Source organism: Nocardia gipuzkoensis (assembly GCF_021183645.1).
Lineage (GTDB): Bacteria > Actinomycetota > Actinomycetes > Mycobacteriales > Mycobacteriaceae > Nocardia > Nocardia abscessus.
This window is the reverse complement of sequence record NZ_CP089225.1, coordinates 4894371-4913960: the sequence shown is the minus strand read 5'-3', so window position 1 is coordinate 4913960 and position 19590 is coordinate 4894371. Positions and strand designations below refer to the sequence as shown.

Sequence of the window (19590 nt, the reverse complement as noted above, 5' to 3'; positions counted from 1 at the left end):
AAACACCTCTTAATCGACACTCGAGGACACGACATGCACACGCTGACCGATTCGCTCGCCGACAACCTCTACGTCCTGCCGCCGGCCCAGCCCGTCGCCGTCGTCGATCCGCAGGCGGTCGTGGTCTCCACCGCCGATTGCGACCTCACCTACGCCGAACTCGATCGCTGGTCCAACCGCCTCGCCCGGCTGCTGCTCGGCATCGGCGCCGGCCCCGGCAGCCGCATCGCGGTCGCGATCGACCAGCCGATCGAGTCGGTCGTGACCGAGCGGGCCGCCACCAAGATCGGCGCCGGCACCGTCCCGGTCACCGAGGACGGCTCCTACGCGCTCGGCACCACGGTGGGCATCACCACCAAGGATCAGCAGCCCGAGCACGACGGCGAGATCACCTGGCTGGTGCTGGACGAGCGCTCGACCCTGCAGCGCTACCTGACCAGCTCCGCCGCCCCGCTGCGCGCGGCCGACCTGGATCTGCTCCCGGCAGCCGCCTGACCGGGCAAACCCCTCCCCCCGCGACCCGAACAGCGATGTTCGGGTCGCGCAGTGTGCGCAATACCCCCGCAGCGCCGCCCGCGCCGGTTCAGAATTGACTTGCCGCGAGCTGCGCGGCGGCAGGTACTACCGCTACCGCGGTGGCTACGGGCGGTCCTCGCCGGGTAGCCCGATCCGCGGTCAGAACGTAGGACACGTCATGCAACAGCCTTCCCTTTCGGCGAAAGATACGGACACGGTTCTTCCCGACGGGGCCTTCGCCCTGTCGGCGGCACAGCGCGGCATCTGGTTCGCCCAGCACGTCGCCGGTGACACTCCGATCTCCATCGCCCAGTACGTCGAATTGAACGGCCCGGTCGACCTGGATCTGCTCGCGCACGCGGCGCGGCAGGCCGGGCGCGAGTTCGGCACCGGCTACCTCCGCCTGATCGAAGTGGAGGGTCATCCGTTCCAATTCGTCGACACCACCCTGGACGACAGCCTGGAATCGCTCGACTTCCGCTCCGAGCCCGACCCGGAGGCGGCCGCGCAGGCGTGGATGCGCGCGGAGTACGAGACCCCGCTGGAACTGACCCGCGACCGGCTGGTGCGCATGACCATGCTGCGGGTCGGCGCCGACCGCTGGTTCTGGTACTCGCGAATCCACCACATCGTGCTCGACGGCATGGGCGCGCTGACCATGGTGCAGCGCACGGGTGAGCTCTACAACGCCGCTGTCGAGGGCCGCGAGCCCCCACCCGCGAAAGCGGAGGATCTGCGCAAGATCGTCGAGGCGGATCTGGCCTATCGCAGTTCCGAGCGGTTCAGCGCCGATCGGGAGCACTGGCTCGCCCACCTGGACGGCATGGCCGACCCGGTGAACCTGGCCGGTCGCACCGCGGGCGTGAACGGGCACCCGAGCCGGGTCGCGGGCGCGCTGCCCGCTGGCACCGCGGAACTGCTGGACACCGTCGCCGATCAGGTGTCCTCCGGTGTCGCTCCGACCGTAGTCGCCGCCTTCGGCGCGTATCTGTCCGCGATGACCGGCGCACCGGAAGTCGTGCTGAGCCTGCCGGTGTCCGCGCGCACCACCGCGACGCTGCGGCGTTCCGGCGGCATGATCGCCAACGTGGTCCCGCTGCGCCTGCGGCTGACAGCGGCCACGACGGTCGGGGACGTGATCCGCGCGGCCCAGGGCGAGCTGACGGGGGCGCTGCGCCGCCAGCGCTACCGGCAGGAGGACATCTTCCGCGACCTCGGCTGGCCGATGGACGAGGCCGGGTCGTTCGGCCCCTCGGTGAACCTCATGATGGTCGACACCAGGATCCAGCTCGGCCCGGTCACCGGGCGGCTGCACGTGCTGACCTCCGGGTTGATCGATGACCTGTTCGTCAACCTGTACCCGGGCGTCGGCGGCGAGAGCACGCATATCGACTTCCAGGCCAACGGCAACCTCTACACCGACGCCGAACTGACCGCGCAGCACCGCCGGTTCCTGTCGTTCCTGCACCGCTTCCTCGCTGCCGGACCGGACGCGCCGCTGGCGACCGTTCCGGCGCTGTCGGACGACGAGCGCGCCGACTTCGCTCCCGGACGCGGCCCCGCGGGCGTCGCGGCGCGGACGCTGCCCGCCATCCTCGCCGAGGGCGCGGCCCGCGATCCGCTGGCGACCGCGCTCGTGGAAGGCGAGAGCGCGCTGACCTACCGCCAGATGGACGACTACACCAACCGGCTGGCCAGGGCGCTGATCGCCGCGGGCGCCGGGCCCGAGCGCACCGTCGCGATCTCGATCCCGCGGTCCATTCAGTCGGTGCTGGCGACGATCGCGGTGGCCAAGACCGGCGCGGCTTTCGTGCCGATCGACCCGACCTATCCGGCCGACCGCATCGAGCACATGCTCGGCGACAGCGGGGTGGTCGCGGGAATCACGCTGGCCTCCGCGCGAAAGTCGTTGCCGGACCGGGTGTCCTGGCTGATCCTCGATGACGAGGAGACCGAGCGGGCGGTGGCCGATCAGGACGCCGCACCGCTGACCGATGCCGAGCGGACCGCCGCGGTGCACCCCGACCAGGTCGCGTACATCATCTACACCTCCGGCTCGACCGGGCTGCCCAAAGGCGTGCTCGTCCCGCACCGCGGGCTGGCCAACCTGGTGGCGAGCTCCGGCGCCGGATTCGGTGTCGACGCGACTTCCGTTGTGGCCCATGCCGTCTCGCCCAGTTTCGACATCTCCGTCGAGGAGATCCTGGTGACCCTCGCGGCGGGCGCGACGCTGGCGGTCGTGCCGCCGTCGGCGTACGCCGGCGAGGAACTGGCCCACGTGCTGCGCACTCACCGCGTCACACACCTGAACGTGACCCCGGCCGTCGTGGGATCGCTGGACCCGGCGACCCTGCCCGAGCTGCGCACCGTGATCGTCGGCGGCGACGCCTGCCCGCCGGAGCTGGTCGCGAAATGGTCCGGCCGGACACTGCTGAACGGCTACGGCCCCACCGAGACCACCGTCACCGTCACCCTCAGCGCCCCGCTGTCACTTGACGGCCCGGTCACCATCGGCGGTCTGGCCCGCGAGGTATCGGCCGTGGTCCTCGACCCGTGGCTGCGTCCGCTGCCGCCGGGTACCACCGGTGAGCTCTACCTCGCCGGTCCCGGCGTGGCCCGCGGCTACCACCGGCGCAACGGGCTCACCGCCGACCGATTCGTCGCCAACCCCTACGCGACCGGCGAACGCATGTACCGCACCGGCGACCTGGTGCGCTGGGTCGAGCGCGACGGACGCGTCGAACTGGAGTACCAGGGTCGCAGCGACTTCCAGGTGAAGGTGCGCGGCTTCCGCATCGAGCTCGGCGAGATCGACGCCGCCCTGCAGCGGCACCCCGATGTCGACTTCGCGCTCACCCTCGGCGCCGAAACCGGTTCCGGCGCCACCGCGCTCGTGTCCTACGTGCTGCCGAAACCGGGAGCGGAAATCCATCCGGAGGCGCTGAAAGCCGCCGCCGGGGAATCGCTTCCGGCCTACATGGTGCCCGCGGTGATCATGGTGCTCGACGGCCTCCCGCTCACCCCGCTGGGCAAAGTGGACCGCAAAGCGCTGCCCGCACCGGACTTCGGCGCCCGCGCCACCACGAGCAGGCCGCCGTCCACGCCGCGCGAGGAAACGCTCGCCGCACTGTTCGCGCAGGTGCTCGGCCTGGATGCGGTGGGCGTCGACGAAAGCTTCTTCGCGCTCGGCGGCGACAGCATCGTCTCGATCCAGTTGGTGTCCCGGGCGAAGGCGGCCGGGATCGGGTTCAGCGCGCGGGATGTCTTCGAGCGCAAGACCGTCGCGGCCCTGGCCGCGGTGGCCACCGATGTTCCGGTCGCGGTGGTGCACGAGCTGCCCGGCGGCGGGGTCGGCGAGGTGGAGCTCACGCCGATCGTGCACGCGATGCTCGAGCCGGGTGACACTTGGCGGCGGTTCGCCCAGGCCGTGCTGATCGAGCTGCCCGCCGACCTCGAGCGCGCGAGCCTGGTCACCGCGCTGCAAGCGCTGCTGGACCGGCACGACGCGCTGCGCTCGACGCTGCGCCGCGCCGGCGACGGCTGGAGCTGGGTGGTAGCCGAACCCGGCACGGTGGACGCGGGCACCGCGCTGGAGGTCGTGCCCGCGGACGGCGATCTCGACGCGACCTGCGAGCGCGAATTGCAGCGCGCCGCCGATCTGCTCGACCCGGAGGCGGGCGTGATCGCGCGCTTCGTGTGGATCGAGCGCGCCGACGCCGCTGGGCTGCTGTGGCTGGTGCTGCACCATCTGGTCACCGACGGCATCTCCTGGCGCATCCTGCTGCCGGATCTGGCCACCGCCGCGCTGGGCGCCCCGCTCGCGCCGGTGGGTACCTCGTTCCGGCGCTGGGCGCACGGACAGCGTGAGCATGCGCCCACGCGCACCACGGAACTGCCGCTGTGGCAACGCATCCTGGCCACACCCGACCCGGCGCTCGGCTCGGCGCCGATGGACCCCGCGCTCGATGTGGTGGCCACGATGGCGCAGCGGACGACCGTCGTTGCGCCCGACATCGCGCGGACCGTGCTCTCCACCGCACCGGACCGTTTCCACTGCGGCGCCGACGACGTACTGCTCGCCGCGCTCGCGCTGGCGGTGACCCGGTGGCGTGGACGCACCTCGGCGCTGTTCACCCTGGAGGGCCACGGCCGCACGGAGAGCATCCTGCCCGGCGCCGACGTGGCTCGCACCGTGGGGTGGTTCACCAGCGTCTACCCGGTCGCGGTCGACCTGACCGGCATCGACGTGGCGGACGCGTTCGCGGGCGGCGCCGCGGCGGGCGCCGCGATCAAGGCGACCAAGGAACAGCTGCGCGCCCTGCCGGACAAGGGCATCGGGTTCGGAATGCTGCGCTACCTGGTCCCGAGCACCGCGGCGGCGCTCGCGGACGCACCCACCCCGCAGATCAGCTTCAACTACCTCGGCCGCGCGTCCACCGGCGGCGAAGCGGAGCCTTGGCTGCCGCGCCGGTTCGCCGCGACCCAGGACGACCGCGCGCCGCTGGCCGCCACGGTCGACATCAACGCCGTGCTCACCGACACCGGCCTCGAGGTGACCTGGGCCTACGCCGGTCGCCTGTTCGACGACGCGGACATCGCCGAACTCGCCACGCTGTGGGAGCAGGCGCTCGGCGCGCTGGCCGAGCACGCCGGAGCCGCGAGCGCGGGTGGACGCACCCCGTCGGACTTCGACCTGGTCACCGTCACCCAAGCGCAGATCGACGCCTGGGAGCGCGACTATCCGAATCTCGCCGATGTGTGGCCGCTCTCGCCTCTGCAGTACGGCCTGCTCTTCCACGCGCTCTACGACTCCGACACCGCCGACGGTTACACGGTGCAGTCCTTGCTCACCCTGGCGGGCACCGTCGACGCGGCCCGCTTGCGCCGCGCCGCACAGGCTTTGGTCACCCGCCACGAGAACCTGCGCGTCGCCTTCGTCGAGACCGAGGACGGTCCGCGCCAGCTCGTGCTGGCCGACGCCGAGATCGACTGGCGGGAGGCGGATCTCACCGGCATCGCCGACGAGCACGAGCGGGCCGGAGAACTCGATCGGCTGATCGCGCTCGACGCGCGCACCCGGTTCGAGCTCACCCGTCCCCCGCTGCTGCGCTGCACGCTCATCCGGATCGCCTCCGACACCTACCGTTTCGTGCTCACCAACCACCACCTGGTGCTGGACGGCTGGTCGACGCCGCTGCTCGTGCGCGAACTGCTCACCCTCTACGTCACCGACGGTGACGCCGCGGCGCTGCCGCCCGCGCACTCCTATCGTGAGTTCCTGACCTGGCTGGCGACCAGGGATGACGCGGAATCCCTCGGGGCGTGGACCGAATCGCTGGCCGGTGTCGACACGCCGACGCGCGCGGTGCCGACCCTCGCGGGCATCGAATCGACCGAAACCGGGATGATCTCCGCCGACCTCTCCCGCGCCACCGTGGCCCAGCTGGAGACCGCGGGCCGGGAAGCGGGCGCCACGGTGAACACTTTGGTGCAGGCCGCCTGGGCGATGCTGCTCGCGATGCTCACCGGTCGCACCGACGTGGTCTTCGGCGGCACCGTCTCGGGACGGCCGCCGGAGCTGGCCGGGGTCGAGGAGATGGTCGGCCTGTTCATCAACACGCTGCCGGTGCGGGTGCGGCTCGATCCGGCGGAGAAGGTGTCCGACCTGCTCGCGCGCCTGCAATCCGAGCAGGCCCGGCTGATGGACCATCAGCATGTCGGGCTGGCCGCCATCCACCAGGCGGTCGGCCTCGCCGAACTGTTCGACACGCTGACCGTGTTCGAGTCCTATCCGATCGATCGCGAAGCGCTGTCGCAGGCGCTGGACATCGCGGGCATGCGGGTGCTCGACGTGGAAGGCACCGACGCGACGCCGTATCCGCTGAATCTCATGGTGATCCCGCTGCGCGGCGACGACAGCAGCGACACCCTGCGGATCACGCTGAAGTACATGGCCGACCAGCTTCCGGCCGAGGCGGCGCGGCCGCTGCTGGATCGCTTCGTCCGGTTGCTCACCCAGCTCGCGGACAACCCGCACGCGCTGGTCTCCCAGTTGCAGTACTGCGACGACGCCGAGCGTGCCGCGCTGGTGCCGGTGCGCGGTCCGGAGTCGGTACCGCAGGCCACGCTGCCCGAACTGCTCATGGCGGGCGCACGGATCGATCCGGAAGCGATCGCGATCACCGCCGGTGAGCTCACCATGTCCTACGGCGAACTCGACGCCTGGTCCAACCGCTACGCCCGGGTGCTGCTGCGCCGCGGAGTCGGACGCGAGGTGTTCGTCGTGCTGGCGCTGACCCGCTCGCTGGAATCGGTGATCGCCGTGTGGGCGCTGGCCAAGACCGGCGCGGCATTCGCGCCACTGGACCCGAACTACCCGGTGGAACGCATCGAGCACATGCTCAGCGACTCGAAAGCCCCGATCGGCGTGACGGTCACCGCCACCGGCGAGACACTGCCCGGCACGATCGACTGGCTGCTGCTCGACGACCTCAACACCATCCGGCGGGTGATGACCGTCTCCGAAGCGCCGATCACCGACGAAGAACGCGGCGGGCCGATCGACCTCGACCAGACGGCGTACCTGATCTATACTTCCGGCTCCACCGGCAAGCCCAAGGCCGTACTGCTCAGCCACCGCGGCATCGCCGATCTCGTTGCCGCGCAACGCGCGACGCTCGGGCTGGACCCCACCGCCAGCGCGCTGCAGGTGGCCTCACCGAGCTTCGACGCCTCGGTGTTCGAGCTGCTCATCGCGCACGGCGCGGGCGGCAGGCTGGTGGTGTCGCCACCGGACGTCTACGGCGGGACGGAACTGGAGAACCTGCTGCGCACCCAGCGCGTCACCCACGCGGTGATCACGCCGTCGGCGCTGGCCACCATGGAACCCGCCGGCCTGGAACACCTGCGCGTGCTCGCGGTCGCGGGCGAGGCGGCGACGCCGGAGCTGATCGAGCGGTGGGCACCGGGCAGGCGCATGGTGAACCTGTACGGCCCCACCGAGTTCAGCATCTGGGCGACGGGGCCCGCCGAACTCGTCGCGGGCGAGCCGATCACGATCGGCGGCCCCATCCGCGGCGCGGCGACCATGGTGCTGGACGCCTGGCTGCGTCCGGTGCCGGTGGGGGTGCCCGGCGAGCTGTACCTGGCGGGCCCCGCGCTCGCCCGCGGCTACTTCAACCGGTTCGAGATGACCGCGAGCAGGTTCGTCGCCGACCCCTTCGGCGAACCGGGCCGGCGGATGTACCGCACCGGCGACATGGTGCGCTGGGTCGACAACGACGGCGGCTACGAGCTGGAGTATCTGGGCCGCAGCGACTTCCAGGTCAAGATCCGCGGTTTGCGCATCGAGCTGGGTGAGATCGACGCGGTGCTCTCCCGCGACGACGAGGTCGAGTACGCGGTGACCATCGGGCGCACCGGTCCGGCCGGGACGACTGTGCTGGTCTCCTACGTGCTGCCCGCCGAGGGCGTGCGCCTGGACGTCGAGCGGCTGCGCGCCCAGGTGGCCGCAGAACTGCCCGGCTACATGGTGCCGGGCTACCTCGTCGTGCTCGATTCGATCCCGCTCACACCGGTGGGCAAACTCGATCGCAAAGCCCTTCCGGTGCCGGACTTCTCGGAGAGCCATCGGCCCTACCTCGCGCCGCGCACGCCGGTCGAGGAGGCGGTGGCCGCGGTGTTCGGTGAGGTGCTCGACCGCGAGCGCGTCGGCGTCGACCTGTCGTTCTTCGAACTCGGCGGCAATTCACTGAGCGCGACCAAGGTGGTGGCGCGGGTGAACGCGGCGCTCGGATCGCGGATCGCACTGCGCGACCTGTTCGACGCGCCGACCGTGGCCCAGCTGTCGGCCCGGGTGGTCCCCGCCACCGGCGCGGCGGCGGGCCGGTTCGTCCTCGCACCGCGGATCCGGCCCGATCGCGTTCCGCTGTCTCCCGCGCAGCAGCGCATGTGGGTGCTCAACCGGATGGATCCGGCCTCGCCCGCCTACAACATCGCAGTGGCGCTGCGGCTGACCGGCGATCTGGACGTCGAGGCGATGCGCGGCGCTCTCGCCGACGTGGTCGAGCGGCACGAGAGCCTGCGCACGCTCTACCCGGCGGACGCGGAGGGCCCCCGCCAGGTGGTGATCGGCGCCGACGTGGCCGTGCCCACGATGCCGGTGACCGCCACCGAGGACGGCCCCGCCCTGCGCGAGCGGATCACCGAGCTGGCGGGTACCGGATTCGACCTCGCCACCCAACCGCCGCTGCGAGTGGGGCTGTTCCGGCTGCACGGCGGCCCGGAGCCTTCCGGCGGTGCCGGGCCGGTGTCATCGGGGCCTTCCACCGGCGACGCGCCGGTCTCCTCCGGCGCCGTCGCCGGGCGCGCACCGGTGGCGTCGGGCTACGCCGCGGGCCCCGGAGAGTTCTCGGCCGCCACGCCGCCGGTGCACGTCGTCGTGCTGGTGGTGCACCACATCAGCGCGGACGGCGCGTCGATGGCGCCGCTGGCCGCCGACCTGGTCGCCGCCTACTCCGAGCGGGCCGGTGGCGGGCACGCCGTCCGCGTCCCGTTGCCGGTGCAGTACGCCGACTTCGCGCTCTGGCATCGCGAGGTGCTCGGCGACGAGGTCGACCCGGAATCACTGGCGGCGCGCCAGATCGGGTTCTGGCGCGAGACCCTGACGGGCGCACCCGACGTGCTGGAACTGCCCGCCGACCGGCCACGCCCGGCGGTACAGACCATGCACAGCGCCGACTTCGGCTTCACCGTCGACAGCGAGACGCACCGAGCGCTGGTGGACTTCGCCGCCGGGCACAGCGTCAGCCCGTTCATGGTCGTGCACGCCGCGCTCGCGGCGCTGCTCGCGCGCCTCGGCGGCACCGACGACGTGCTGATCGGCACCCCGGTGGCCGGCCGTGGCGAGGAGGCGCTCGACCAACTCGTCGGCATGTTCGTCAACACCCTGGCGCTGCGCACCCCGGTCGATACCGGAGCGGGTTTCGCCGCGTTCCTGGACACCGTCCGGTCCGCGGACCTGGACGCCTTCGCCAACGCGGACGTGCCGTTCGAGCGGTTGGTCCAGGTGCTGGATCCGGCTCGCTCGACCGCGCACCACCCGCTGTTCCAGGTCTCGCTGTCGCTGCAGAACTTCGTCGAACCGGTGCTGGAGCTGCCCGGCCTGCGGTTCGAGGTGGAGGATTTCGATCGCAACGCCTCCCAGTTCGATCTGACCCTGGATCTGCGCGAGCGCTTCACCGCCGGCGGTCCGGCGGGGATCGACGCGGTGCTGACCTACGCCACGGATCTGTTCGACGAGGCGACGATGGCCGCGTTCGCCAGCCGGTGGCGGCGCGTGCTCGCTGCGGTGCTGGCGCGGCCCGAGGTGCGCATCGCCGACATCGACATCCTCGACGACGCCGAACGCGCGACGCTGGTGCCGGTACGCGGTCCCGAAACCGTCGGAACGACGACGCTTCCACGGCTGCTGACCGAGACCGCCCAGCGTTTCCCGGATCGGCCCGCCCTGGTGGTCGGCGGATACATCACCACTTATCGGGAGATCGACGCGCACGCCAACCGCCTCGCGCGGGTGTTGCGCGAGGAGGGCGCTGGCCCGGAAACCGTGGTGGCGCTGGGACTTCCGCGCTCGGCCGAACTGCTCACCGGTGTGTGGGCCGCCGCCAAGGCCGGTGCGGCGTTCCTGCCGGTCGACCCGAAGCACCCGATCGACCGCATCGACCATATGCTCACCGACTCCGGCGCGACGCTGGGCCTCACCCTCGCCGCGTTCCGTCCGATGCTGCCCGACAGCACGAATTGGCTGGTGCTCGATGACCTGGCCCTCGTGGAACGCTGGAGCGCCGCGAGCAGCCGCCCGCTGGACGAGCGTGAACTGTCCAGCCCGATCCGGCTGGACAACGCGGCATGGATGATCTACACCTCCGGCTCCACCGGCACACCGAAGGGCGTCTCGGTCTCCCACCGCGGCGTCGCCGATTTCGTCGCGGCGCAACAGAAGTCCCTCGAATTGGACGAGCACTCCCGGGTACTGCAGGTGGCGTCGCCGAGTTTCGACGCGTCGCTGTTCGAAGCGCTCATGGCGTTCGGCTCGGGTGGCGCGTCGGTGGTAGCGCCGCCGGAGGTGTTCGGCGGCAGCGCACTCGCCGAGCTGATCGCCGCCGAGCAGGTCACGCACCTGGTGATCACACCCTCCGCGCTGGCCACCCTCGATCCCGCCGAACTGGCCGGCGTGCGGGTGCTCGCGTCGGTCGGTGAAGCGGTCGGCGCCGAGCTGGTCGAACGCTGGGCCACCGGACGCACCATGGTCAACCTGTACGGACCCACCGAATTCACCATTTGGGCAACGGGTTCCGCGCCGATGGAACTCGGCATGCCCGTTACCATCGGCACACCGGTCCACGGCGCCGCCGCGCTGGTGCTCGACGACCGGCTGCGCCCGGTCCCGGTGGGCGTTGCGGGCGAGCTGTACCTCGCCGGACCCGCGCTGGCTCGCGGCTACCACGCGCGGCCGAGTCTCACCGCGGCCCGCTTCCACGCGAACCCGTTCGGCGCCGCGGGCGAACGGATGTACCGAACCGGCGACTTGGTGCGCTGGATCCGCGGCGAGGCGGGACTTGAACTGGAGTATCTGGGCCGCACCGACTTCCAGGTCAAGGTGCGCGGCCAGCGCATCGAGCTGGGCGAGATCGATGCGGTGCTCGGCCGCGCGGAGGGCGTGGATTTCGCGGTGACGCTCGGTGTGCCCGGCCCCACCGGGGCGACCGCGCTGGCCGCGTACCTGGTCCACGCGCCCGGGGTCGAACTCGACGTGGCGAAAGTACGCGCGTTCGCCGCCGACATCCTGCCCGGCTACATGGTGCCCTCGGCGTTCGTGGTGCTGGACGAGATCCCGCGCAACGCGGTCGGCAAGCTGGACCGCAAGGCGCTGCCGGAACCGGAATTCACCGCCGACCGCACCGCCTACCGCGCACCGTCCACACCGACCGAACAGCAGCTGGCCGGGATCTTCGGTGAACTGCTCGGCGTCGAGCAGGTCGGCGCCGACGATTCGTTCTTCTCCCTCGGCGGCGACAGCATCCTGGCCATCCAGCTGGTGTCGCGGGCCAAGCAGCAGGGCATCAGCTGCACTCCGTTGCAGGTGTTCGAGCACCGCACCGTGGCGGCGCTGGCCGCGGCGGTCGACGCCGCGGGCACGGCGGTGACGCTGGACGAACTGCCCGGCGGCGGTGTCGGCGAGTTGCCGGTGCCGCCGATCGTGCACTACATGCTCCAGCGTGGCGGGAACTACAACCGCTTCGCCCAGTCCGCGGTGTTGGAGCTGCCGGTGGGTATCGAGCGCGCGCAGATCGTCGCGGTGCTCACGGCCGCGCTGGATCGGCACGACATCCTGCGCGCCCGGCTGGTCGCCGACGCCGATGACGGGCCGCGCGTCGTGGTAGGCCCGCCCGGCTCGGTCGACGTGGACGCGCTCGTGCACCGCATCGAGTTCGACGCGATCGAGCGGATCGAGCTGCACGAGTTCGCCATGACCGAACTGGACGCCGCGGCGAACCGGCTCGATCCGGCGAACGGCACCGTGCTGCAGTTCATCTGGCTGGACCCGGTGGGCGTCGCGGGCGCGCGCACCAGCGCGGGACGGCTGATCGTGCTGGCGCACCACCTTGTCATCGACGGTGTGTCGTGGCGCATCCTGGTGCCGGATCTGGTGGCCGCCTGGGCTCAGCTGTCGGTCGGCAATACCCCGGTGCTCGCGGAGACCGGGACCTCGATGCGGCGGTGGGCACACGCGCTGGCCGACGAGGCGCGCTCGGAACACCGGATCGCCGAACTGGCGTACTGGCATGACGTGCTCGCCGGACCCGACCCGTTGATCGGCGGCCGGGAATTGGATCCCGCCCTCGACCGGACCGGCGCACTGCGCATGGTCGAGCGGGAGGTGTCCGCGGAGGTCACCGCCGCGCTGCTCACCACCTTGCCCGGTTTGTTCCAGGGCAGCGTCAATGACGCGCTGCTGGCCACCTTGGCGCTGGCGCTGGTGCGCTGGCGCGACTGCGACCCGTCGGCGCTGCTGCGCCTGGAAGGTCACGGCCGACAGGAAGAAGTGGTGCCCGGCGCCGACCTCTCGCGCACCATCGGCTGGTTCACCAGCATGTACCCGGTTCGCCTCGACCTGGCGGGGATCGACATCGATGACGCGCTCACCGGCGGACCCGCGATGGGCGCGGCGATCCGCGCCGTCAAGCATCAGCTGCTCGCGGTGCCGGACAAAGGCATCGGCTTCGGCTTGCTGCGCTACCTCAACGCCGAGACCGCGCGGCAGTTCCCGCAGCGGCTGCCGGGACGGGTCGGCTTCAACTACCTCGGCCGGTACTCCACCGGCGATATCCCGGCCGGGTTGGAGGGCCTGGGGTGGCTGCCGACCGACGATCTGGGCGACGTGCACGTCACCGAAGATCCCGACGTGCCTTTGCAGGCGGCGATCGACGTGAACGCCGTGGTGATCGGGGACCGGCTGCGGGCGAGCCTCGGCTTCCCGTCCACCCTGCTCAGCCGGGAGGAGGTCGCCGAGCTGGCCGATCTGTGGATCGACACGCTGAGCGCGGCAGCTCGTTTCGCACAGACCCCGGCGGCGCGGATCGCCGCCGAGGAAGAAGCGGCCGCCACGGCGACACCTGCCGTTCCGGCGGCCGGTGGGCTCGGGCTGGACGTGGTGCTGCCGATCCGGCTCGGCGGCGAGGAACCCGCGCTGTTCTGCATCCACCCGTCGTCCGGAATGTCGTGGACCTACCTGGGATTCGCGGACTCGCTGGCGCCCGGCCGCCCGATCTACGGCCTGCAAGCGCCCGACCTCAGCGGACACGAACCGCCCGCGCGCTCGATCGAGGAGTTCGCCGACCGCTACGTGCGGGAGATCCGGGCGCTGCAACCCGTAGGGCCCTACCACCTGCTCGGCTGGTCGTTCGGCGGCCTGATCGCCCACGCGGCGGCGGTCCAGCTGAAGGCCGAAGGCGCCGAGGTGGGCGTGGTCGCGCTGCTGGACGCCGATACCTCCGACATCGACGGCCACAGCATCGAACGGCTCACCGCCGGGTCGTTCGTCAACTCGTTCGGCGCGGTGTTCGGCATCCACGACGTCCCCGCGGACGCGACCGCCCAGCAGGCGGCCGACCTGATCCGCGAACGGCTCGGCGGAGTCTCGCTGATCGACGCCGCCACGCTGGAGCGGATGGCCGGGTCGTACAACGCCGCCGCGCGAACCAGAACCGGTTACCAGCGCCCCGTGTTCGACGGCGACATCGTGTACTTCAGCGCGACCGTCGACACCTCCGACATCTTCGGTCCCGACGGCTGGCGGCCGTACGTGACCGGCGAGATCATCAACCACGACATCGACGTCACCCACGACGAAATGACGGCGCCACAGGCGTTGCCGATCATCGCGCGGGCGCTCGATGCACATCTTGGAGGCCGAGGATGAGTTCCGACCAAGGAGTCGTCGTCGAGGGAATCGAGAAATCCTTCGGCGCGGTCAAGGCACTACGCGGAGTCGATTTCACGGCCGAGCCGGGCGAGGTGCTCGGCATCCTCGGACCGAACGGCGCGGGCAAGACCACCACGGTGAACGCCCTGTCGACGCTGATCCGGCCGGACCGCGGCCGTGCCTCGGTCGCCGGGTACGACGTGGTCGCCGAGCCCGCGGCGGTGCGCCGCAGCATCATGCTGACCGGGCAGTACGCCGCGCTGGACGACATGCTCAGCGGCTACGAGAACCTCGTGATGTTCGGCAGGCTGATGGGCCTGCGCAAACGGGCCGCCCGCGCCAGGGCGGACGAACTGCTGGCCGAGTTCGATCTCGAGCGTGCGGCCGGCCGCCGGGTCGGCACCTACTCCGGCGGTATGCGCAGGCGCATCGATATCGCCTGCGGGCTGGTCGTCCGGCCCGACGTGGTGTTCCTGGACGAGCCGACCACCGGGCTGGATCCGCGCAGCAGGCAGGGCGTGTGGGATCTGGTGTCCGGCTTCAAGAAGGCGGGCATCACCACGCTGCTCACCAGCCAGTACCTGGAGGAAGCCGACGCGCTCAGCGACCGGATCATCGTCATCGATCACGGCGTGGTGATCGCCCAAGGCACCGCCGACGAGCTGAAGTCGCGCACCGGTGGCAGCTACTGCGAGGTGGTACCGCTGAACCTGAAGGACCTGCCCGCCATCGCCGCGGCCCTGGGTCCGCTGCTGCCGCAGGAAAGTCGCGCCGCGCTGACCCCCGATTCCGACCGGATCGCCGTTCCCGCCCCGGACGGCGCGAAGACACTGCTCGAGGCGCTGCGCCGGTTGGACAGCGCGGGCGTCGACCTCATCGATGTCGCGCTGCGCCGCCCTTCACTCGACGACGTCTTCCTTCAACTCACCGGCCATCTGGCGACGGCGGAGGAGACCGCGCAGCCGGAGGTCGTGTCATGACGACGGCGACCTGGCTCTCCCAGACCCGCGCGGCGCCGCTGCGACCGCAACAGTGGTGGGTGCTGACCACCCGGCTGATCGTGCCGTCGGTCCAGACCGGCGAGGTGCTCACCTCGGTGCTGGCGCCCGCGGCGTTCACCGCCAGCTTCTACATCCCGCTGAAGACCATCATGACCGTCCTCGGCACCGGATTCAGCAGCTACGCGCAGTACATGATGCCGCTGGTGATCCTGCAGGCCGCCGCGTTCACGGCTGTCTCGGCGGCCTTCCGCGCCGCCACCGATTCGGTCGCCGGGCTCAACCGGCGCTTCGGCGCGATGCCGATCGGCCCGCTGGTGCCGGTCGCGGCGCGCCTGTCCGGCAGCGTCTTCCGGCTGGCCATCGGCGTGATCACCGCGCTGATCTGCGGTCACCTCATCGGGTTCCGCTTCTATCTCGATGCCGCGCACACGCTCGGCTTCGTGCTGTTCTCGCTGCTCATCGGTCTCGCGCTGATCTGGGGCGGTGACGTGATCGGCACCGTGTCGCGCAACCCGGAGGCGACCGCGCAAGCGCTGGTGCTGCCGCCGTTGATCTTCGGGATGCTCTCCTCCGGGATCGCTCCCGCCGATCAGTTCCCGGAGTGGGTGCAGCCGTTCGTGCGCAATCAGCCGGTGTCGCAGTGGGCCGTCGCCCTGCGCGCGTTCGCCGGTGACAGCGGACCGAACGCGGGCCAGGTGAGTTGGTCGCTACTGGGTCCCCCACTGGCGTGGGCGCTCGGCATCCTGATCGTCTGCGTTCCGCTGTCGATCCGGCTCAGCTCCAGGAGGGCGTGATGATATCGCTGGCGAATCGCCCGGATCAGCTGCGCACCAGCTCCGAACTGTCGCTGTCGGCCTTGGTGCTGCACACGCTGATCCAGACCCAGCGACTGTTGCTGCGCTGGGGGCGCAACCCGGTCACCCTGCTGGAGACGCTGATCGTCCCGTGCCTGCTGCTGGTCATGCTGAACACCGTGATCGGCGGGCAGATCAAGAAGTTCACCGGCGAGAGCGCGCTGTACGGCTCGGTGCCCATGGTGGCCTTGGTCGGCGCGCTGTCCGGCGCGGTGGCCGGGGGCGTCCTGCTCGGCCGCGAACGCGACGCGGGCCTGCTGGCCCGCTTCTGGGTACTGCCGGTGCACCGCGCTTCCGGTCTGGCGTCACGGGTGCTCGCGGAAGGCTGCCGCATCTTTCTGTGCACCCTCGCGGTCGTCCTGGTGGGCCTCGTGCTCGGGTTCCGCTTCCACCAGGGCCTCGCGGCGACGATCGTCTTCCTGTTCATCCCGGTGCTGTTCGGCCTCGCCTTCGCCACCATCGTCACCTCCGTCGCCGTCTTCACCGCGAAATCGACTCTGGTGGAGGGCATCACCATCCTCACCTCGCTGATGATGTTCTTCAGCACCGGATTCGTTCCGCTGGTCGCCTTCCCCAAGTGGATTCAGCCGGTGGTCCGCAACCAACCCATGTCCGTGGCGGTCGACACCATGCGCGCGCTCGCTTCCGGCGGCCCGCTCACCCGCTCGCTCACCCTCACCGTCGTGTGGTCGCTCGGCGCGATCCTCCTCTTCGCGGTGCCCGCGAGCATCGGCTACCGCCGCGCGAGCAGGCGCTGAGCCCGCAGCGCCATCCACAGCGAACTCCCAGCCCGGCACCAGCCGGTCCGCAGCGCCCGTTCCTAACGTCGCGGGAGACGACTTCGACGAAAGGACGGATAGTGGGCGCACGACGCGGTGAGGTGCACGAGCACGATCTCGGCCTCGCACACGACATGAAGGTGATGGTGTCCCGGCGCCGCGCCCTGTTCTTCCTCGGCGCGACGGCAGGGGCGGCGGCGGTGGCGACCGGCTGCGCCTCGGGATCGAGCGGCACGGCGTCCACGACGACCGGGACCGCGGCCGCGACCACCACGCGATCCGGCGACACCGCCGCCGCCCCGCAGGAAACCGCGGGACCGTATCCGGGCGACGGGTCCAACGGTCCCAACGTGCTCGTCGAGTCCGGGGTGGTGCGCAGCGACATCACCACCTCGTTCGGCTCGTATTCCGGTGTCGCGCAAGGTGTTCCGATGACACTCGACCTGACGCTGCGGGACCTGGCGAAAGACGGCGCCGCCGGGACGGGCATGGCGGTGTACGTGTGGCACTGCGATCGGGACGGCAACTACTCGCTCTACAGCGAGGGCGTCACCGAGCAGAACTATCTGCGCGGTGTGCAGGTGGCCGACGCCGACGGCAAGGTGAGTTTCACGTCGATCTTCCCGGCCTGCTACTCGGGCCGCTGGCCGCACATCCACTTCGAGGTCTACGACTCACTGGAGACCGCCGTCGCGGGCCAGAACGCGCGGCTGACCTCGCAGATCGCACTCCCCGATGACACCTGCGCGGCGGTGTTCGCCCACGACGCCGGTTACGCGCGCAGCGTCACCAACCTCGCCCAGGTCACGCTGGCTTCCGACAACGTCTTCGGCGATGGGTGGGACGCGGAACTGGCCACCGTGACGGGCGCGCCGTCCTCCCGCATGCGGGTCTCGCTCACCGTGGGCGTCGCCGAGCGATCACAGAACACCCAGTCGGGCAACGGTCCCGGTGGGCGACCGCCCGGCGGCGGGCCCGGTGGCGGTGCACCCGGCGGTCGGCCGCCGCGGTAACAGACGGCCCCCGCGCCCGTGTAGCACGGGGCAGGGGCCGGGTCCCTTCGGCAACGGCTATGCGGCGGCGAGCTGCCTGGCCAGCGCCCAGATGACCAGCACGTCGACGGCGATCAGCACCAGCGCCCAGAACGGGTAGATCGACACGAAGAGAAAATTGTCCAGGATGCTGAGCGCCGCCAGCACGAGGCCGGCGAGAAAGGCCCAGGGCTTCCCCACGACTATGCCGAGGCCCGCGATGACCACCAGTACCCCGATGGTCAGGTGGATCCAGCCCCACGCGGCGACATCGACCAGGAACACCTGATCCTCGGTGACCACGAAGACCTCGCGGCCGCTGATCGCCGCGACGGCCGTCAGCAGGTGCAGCACACCGGCGACGAGGATGAGCACGCCTGCGAAGATCGTCATGTCGCCGAGTACCGGACGGGTGGTGATCGGACTGGTCATAACACTCACTCCTTCCAAAACGCGTGGGACACCCTCGGCCCAACGTAGCCGCTCGCCGGGGCCGATCGGCGCAGGTGAGCGGGCGGGTCAGCACCGCGCCCGCCCGGTATCGCGAGCCGGATCGCCACCGAGCGCCCGTGACTTCCGGCACGGTCCGACTCCCGGAAATCCCGGGAATCGGTGAATCGGGGCGCCCGGCAACGCTTTCGCGGCCCGGCGAAGGCGAGCGTCCGTACCTGTGTGCCGGGCGGTCGGCACCTCGGTCCCGGCTACGGGGCAAGGAATTGGCAAACATCCAGCGACCGATTCGGTCATCGGCACCGGTGTGGTCACCCCGGGACGCGTGCCGCACAATAAGGGGCCGCGCGCGGCGCGTCCCGGCGTTCTTACGCATGCAGGACGCGTGTCGCGGCGACACAAGGTGTTGTGCTACGCGGACATGTCACCCCCAAGGAGTAGTGTTCCGAGGGGAGACATTCCGTGACGGCAGCGTGCTCGGGAAGGGCGTGGAGGCAGGATGAAACTGATCGATCGGGTATCGGCCATCAACTGGAATCGGGTGCCCGACGAAAAGGACGCCGAGGTCTGGGACCGGCTGACCGGCAACTTCTGGCTGCCGGAAAAGGTGCCGGTCTCCAACGACATTCCGTCGTGGAACACCCTCACCGCCGACGAGAAGCAGCTGACCATGCGGGTCTTCACCGGCCTGACCCTGCTGGACACCATCCAGGGCACGGTCGGCGCGGTGAGCCTGATCCCCGACGCGCTGACCCCGCACGAGGAGGCGGTGCTGACCAACATCGCGTTCATGGAGTCGGTGCACGCCAAGAGCTACAGCTCCATCTTCTCCACGCTGTGCTCCACCCGCGAGATCGATGAGGCGTTCCGCTGGTCGGAGGAGAACCGCAACCTCCAGCGCAAGGCCGAGATCGTGCTGGGGTACTACAACGGCGAGGATCCGCTCAAGCGCAAGGTCGCCTCGACGCTGCTGGAGAGCTTCCTGTTCTACTCCGGCTTCTACCTGCCGATGCACTGGTCGTCGCGGGCCAAGCTGACCAACACCGCCGACATGATCCGGTTGATCATCCGGGACGAAGCGGTGCACGGTTACTACATCGGCTACAAGTACCAGAAGGGCCTCGAGCTGGTCTCCCAGGCCGAGCGCGACGAACTCAAGAACTACACCTTCGAGCTGCTGTTCGAGCTCTACGACAACGAAGTCGAGTACACCCAGGACCTCTACGACGAGGTGGGTCTCACCGAGGACGTCAAGAAGTTCCTCCGCTACAACGCCAACAAGGCGCTGATGAACCTCGGCTACGAGGGCCTGTTCCCCAAGGACGAAACCGAAGTCAACCCCGCCATCCTCTCGGCGCTGTCCCCGAACGCCGACGAGAACCACGACTTCTTCTCCGGCTCGGGCTCGAGCTACGTCATCGGCAAGGCCGTGAACACCGAGGACGAAGACTGGGAGTTCTGAGCGGGCGTACA

The 19590-nt window shown here is 70.4% G+C and carries 8 protein-coding genes; 7 read left to right on the top strand and 1 reads right to left on the bottom strand.

Annotated features, from left to right (window positions below):
- Nucleotides 1–33 precede the first annotated feature (33 nt).
- The 6 genes from LTT66_RS22245 (at nucleotide 34) to LTT66_RS22220 (ending at nucleotide 17649) form a co-directional block, all read left to right on the top strand.
- Nucleotides 34–495, top strand: a complete 462-nt coding sequence (locus LTT66_RS22245) for an AMP-binding protein (protein ID WP_233060439.1) — start codon at nucleotides 34–36, stop codon at nucleotides 493–495.
- Between the two features lie 199 nt (nucleotides 496–694).
- Nucleotides 695–13999, top strand: coding sequence for a non-ribosomal peptide synthetase (locus tag LTT66_RS22240; RefSeq protein ID WP_233060437.1), 13305 nt, complete (start codon nucleotides 695–697; stop codon nucleotides 13997–13999).
- Nucleotides 13996–14982 (top strand): ATP-binding cassette domain-containing protein, encoded by a 987-nt coding sequence (locus LTT66_RS22235; protein ID WP_233060436.1) that lies wholly within the window; start codon nucleotides 13996–13998, stop codon nucleotides 14980–14982. The genes LTT66_RS22240 and LTT66_RS22235 overlap by 4 nt, the downstream gene beginning before the upstream one ends.
- Nucleotides 14979–15797, top strand: a complete 819-nt coding sequence (locus LTT66_RS22230) for an ABC-2 transporter permease (protein WP_195064660.1) — start codon at nucleotides 14979–14981, stop codon at nucleotides 15795–15797. Before LTT66_RS22235 ends, LTT66_RS22230 begins: the two co-directional genes overlap by 4 nt.
- The gene (locus LTT66_RS22225) at nucleotides 15797–16615 is read left to right on the top strand and encodes an ABC transporter permease (protein WP_233060434.1); all 819 of its coding nucleotides are present in this window, start codon (nucleotides 15797–15799) and stop codon (nucleotides 16613–16615) included. The genes LTT66_RS22230 and LTT66_RS22225 overlap by 1 nt, the downstream gene beginning before the upstream one ends.
- Before the next feature lie 155 nt (nucleotides 16616–16770).
- Nucleotides 16771–17649 carry a dioxygenase family protein gene (locus LTT66_RS22220; RefSeq protein WP_233069352.1) on the top strand — a complete coding sequence of 293 codons (879 nt, stop codon included), beginning with the start codon at nucleotides 16771–16773 and terminating at the stop codon, nucleotides 17647–17649.
- 57 nt (nucleotides 17650–17706) lie between these two features.
- Here LTT66_RS22220 and LTT66_RS22215 read toward each other — a convergent pair whose 3' ends face one another.
- Nucleotides 17707–18099, bottom strand: a complete 393-nt coding sequence (locus LTT66_RS22215) for a DUF7144 family membrane protein (RefSeq protein WP_233060433.1) — start codon at nucleotides 18097–18099, stop codon at nucleotides 17707–17709.
- A 517-nt stretch (nucleotides 18100–18616) separates the two neighbouring features.
- Here LTT66_RS22215 and nrdF point away from each other — a divergent pair.
- Complete coding sequence (gene nrdF / locus LTT66_RS22210; RefSeq protein WP_195032479.1) at nucleotides 18617–19579, top strand: class 1b ribonucleoside-diphosphate reductase subunit beta; 963 nt, start codon at nucleotides 18617–18619, stop codon at nucleotides 19577–19579.
- The last annotated feature ends 11 nt before the right edge of the window (nucleotides 19580–19590 follow it).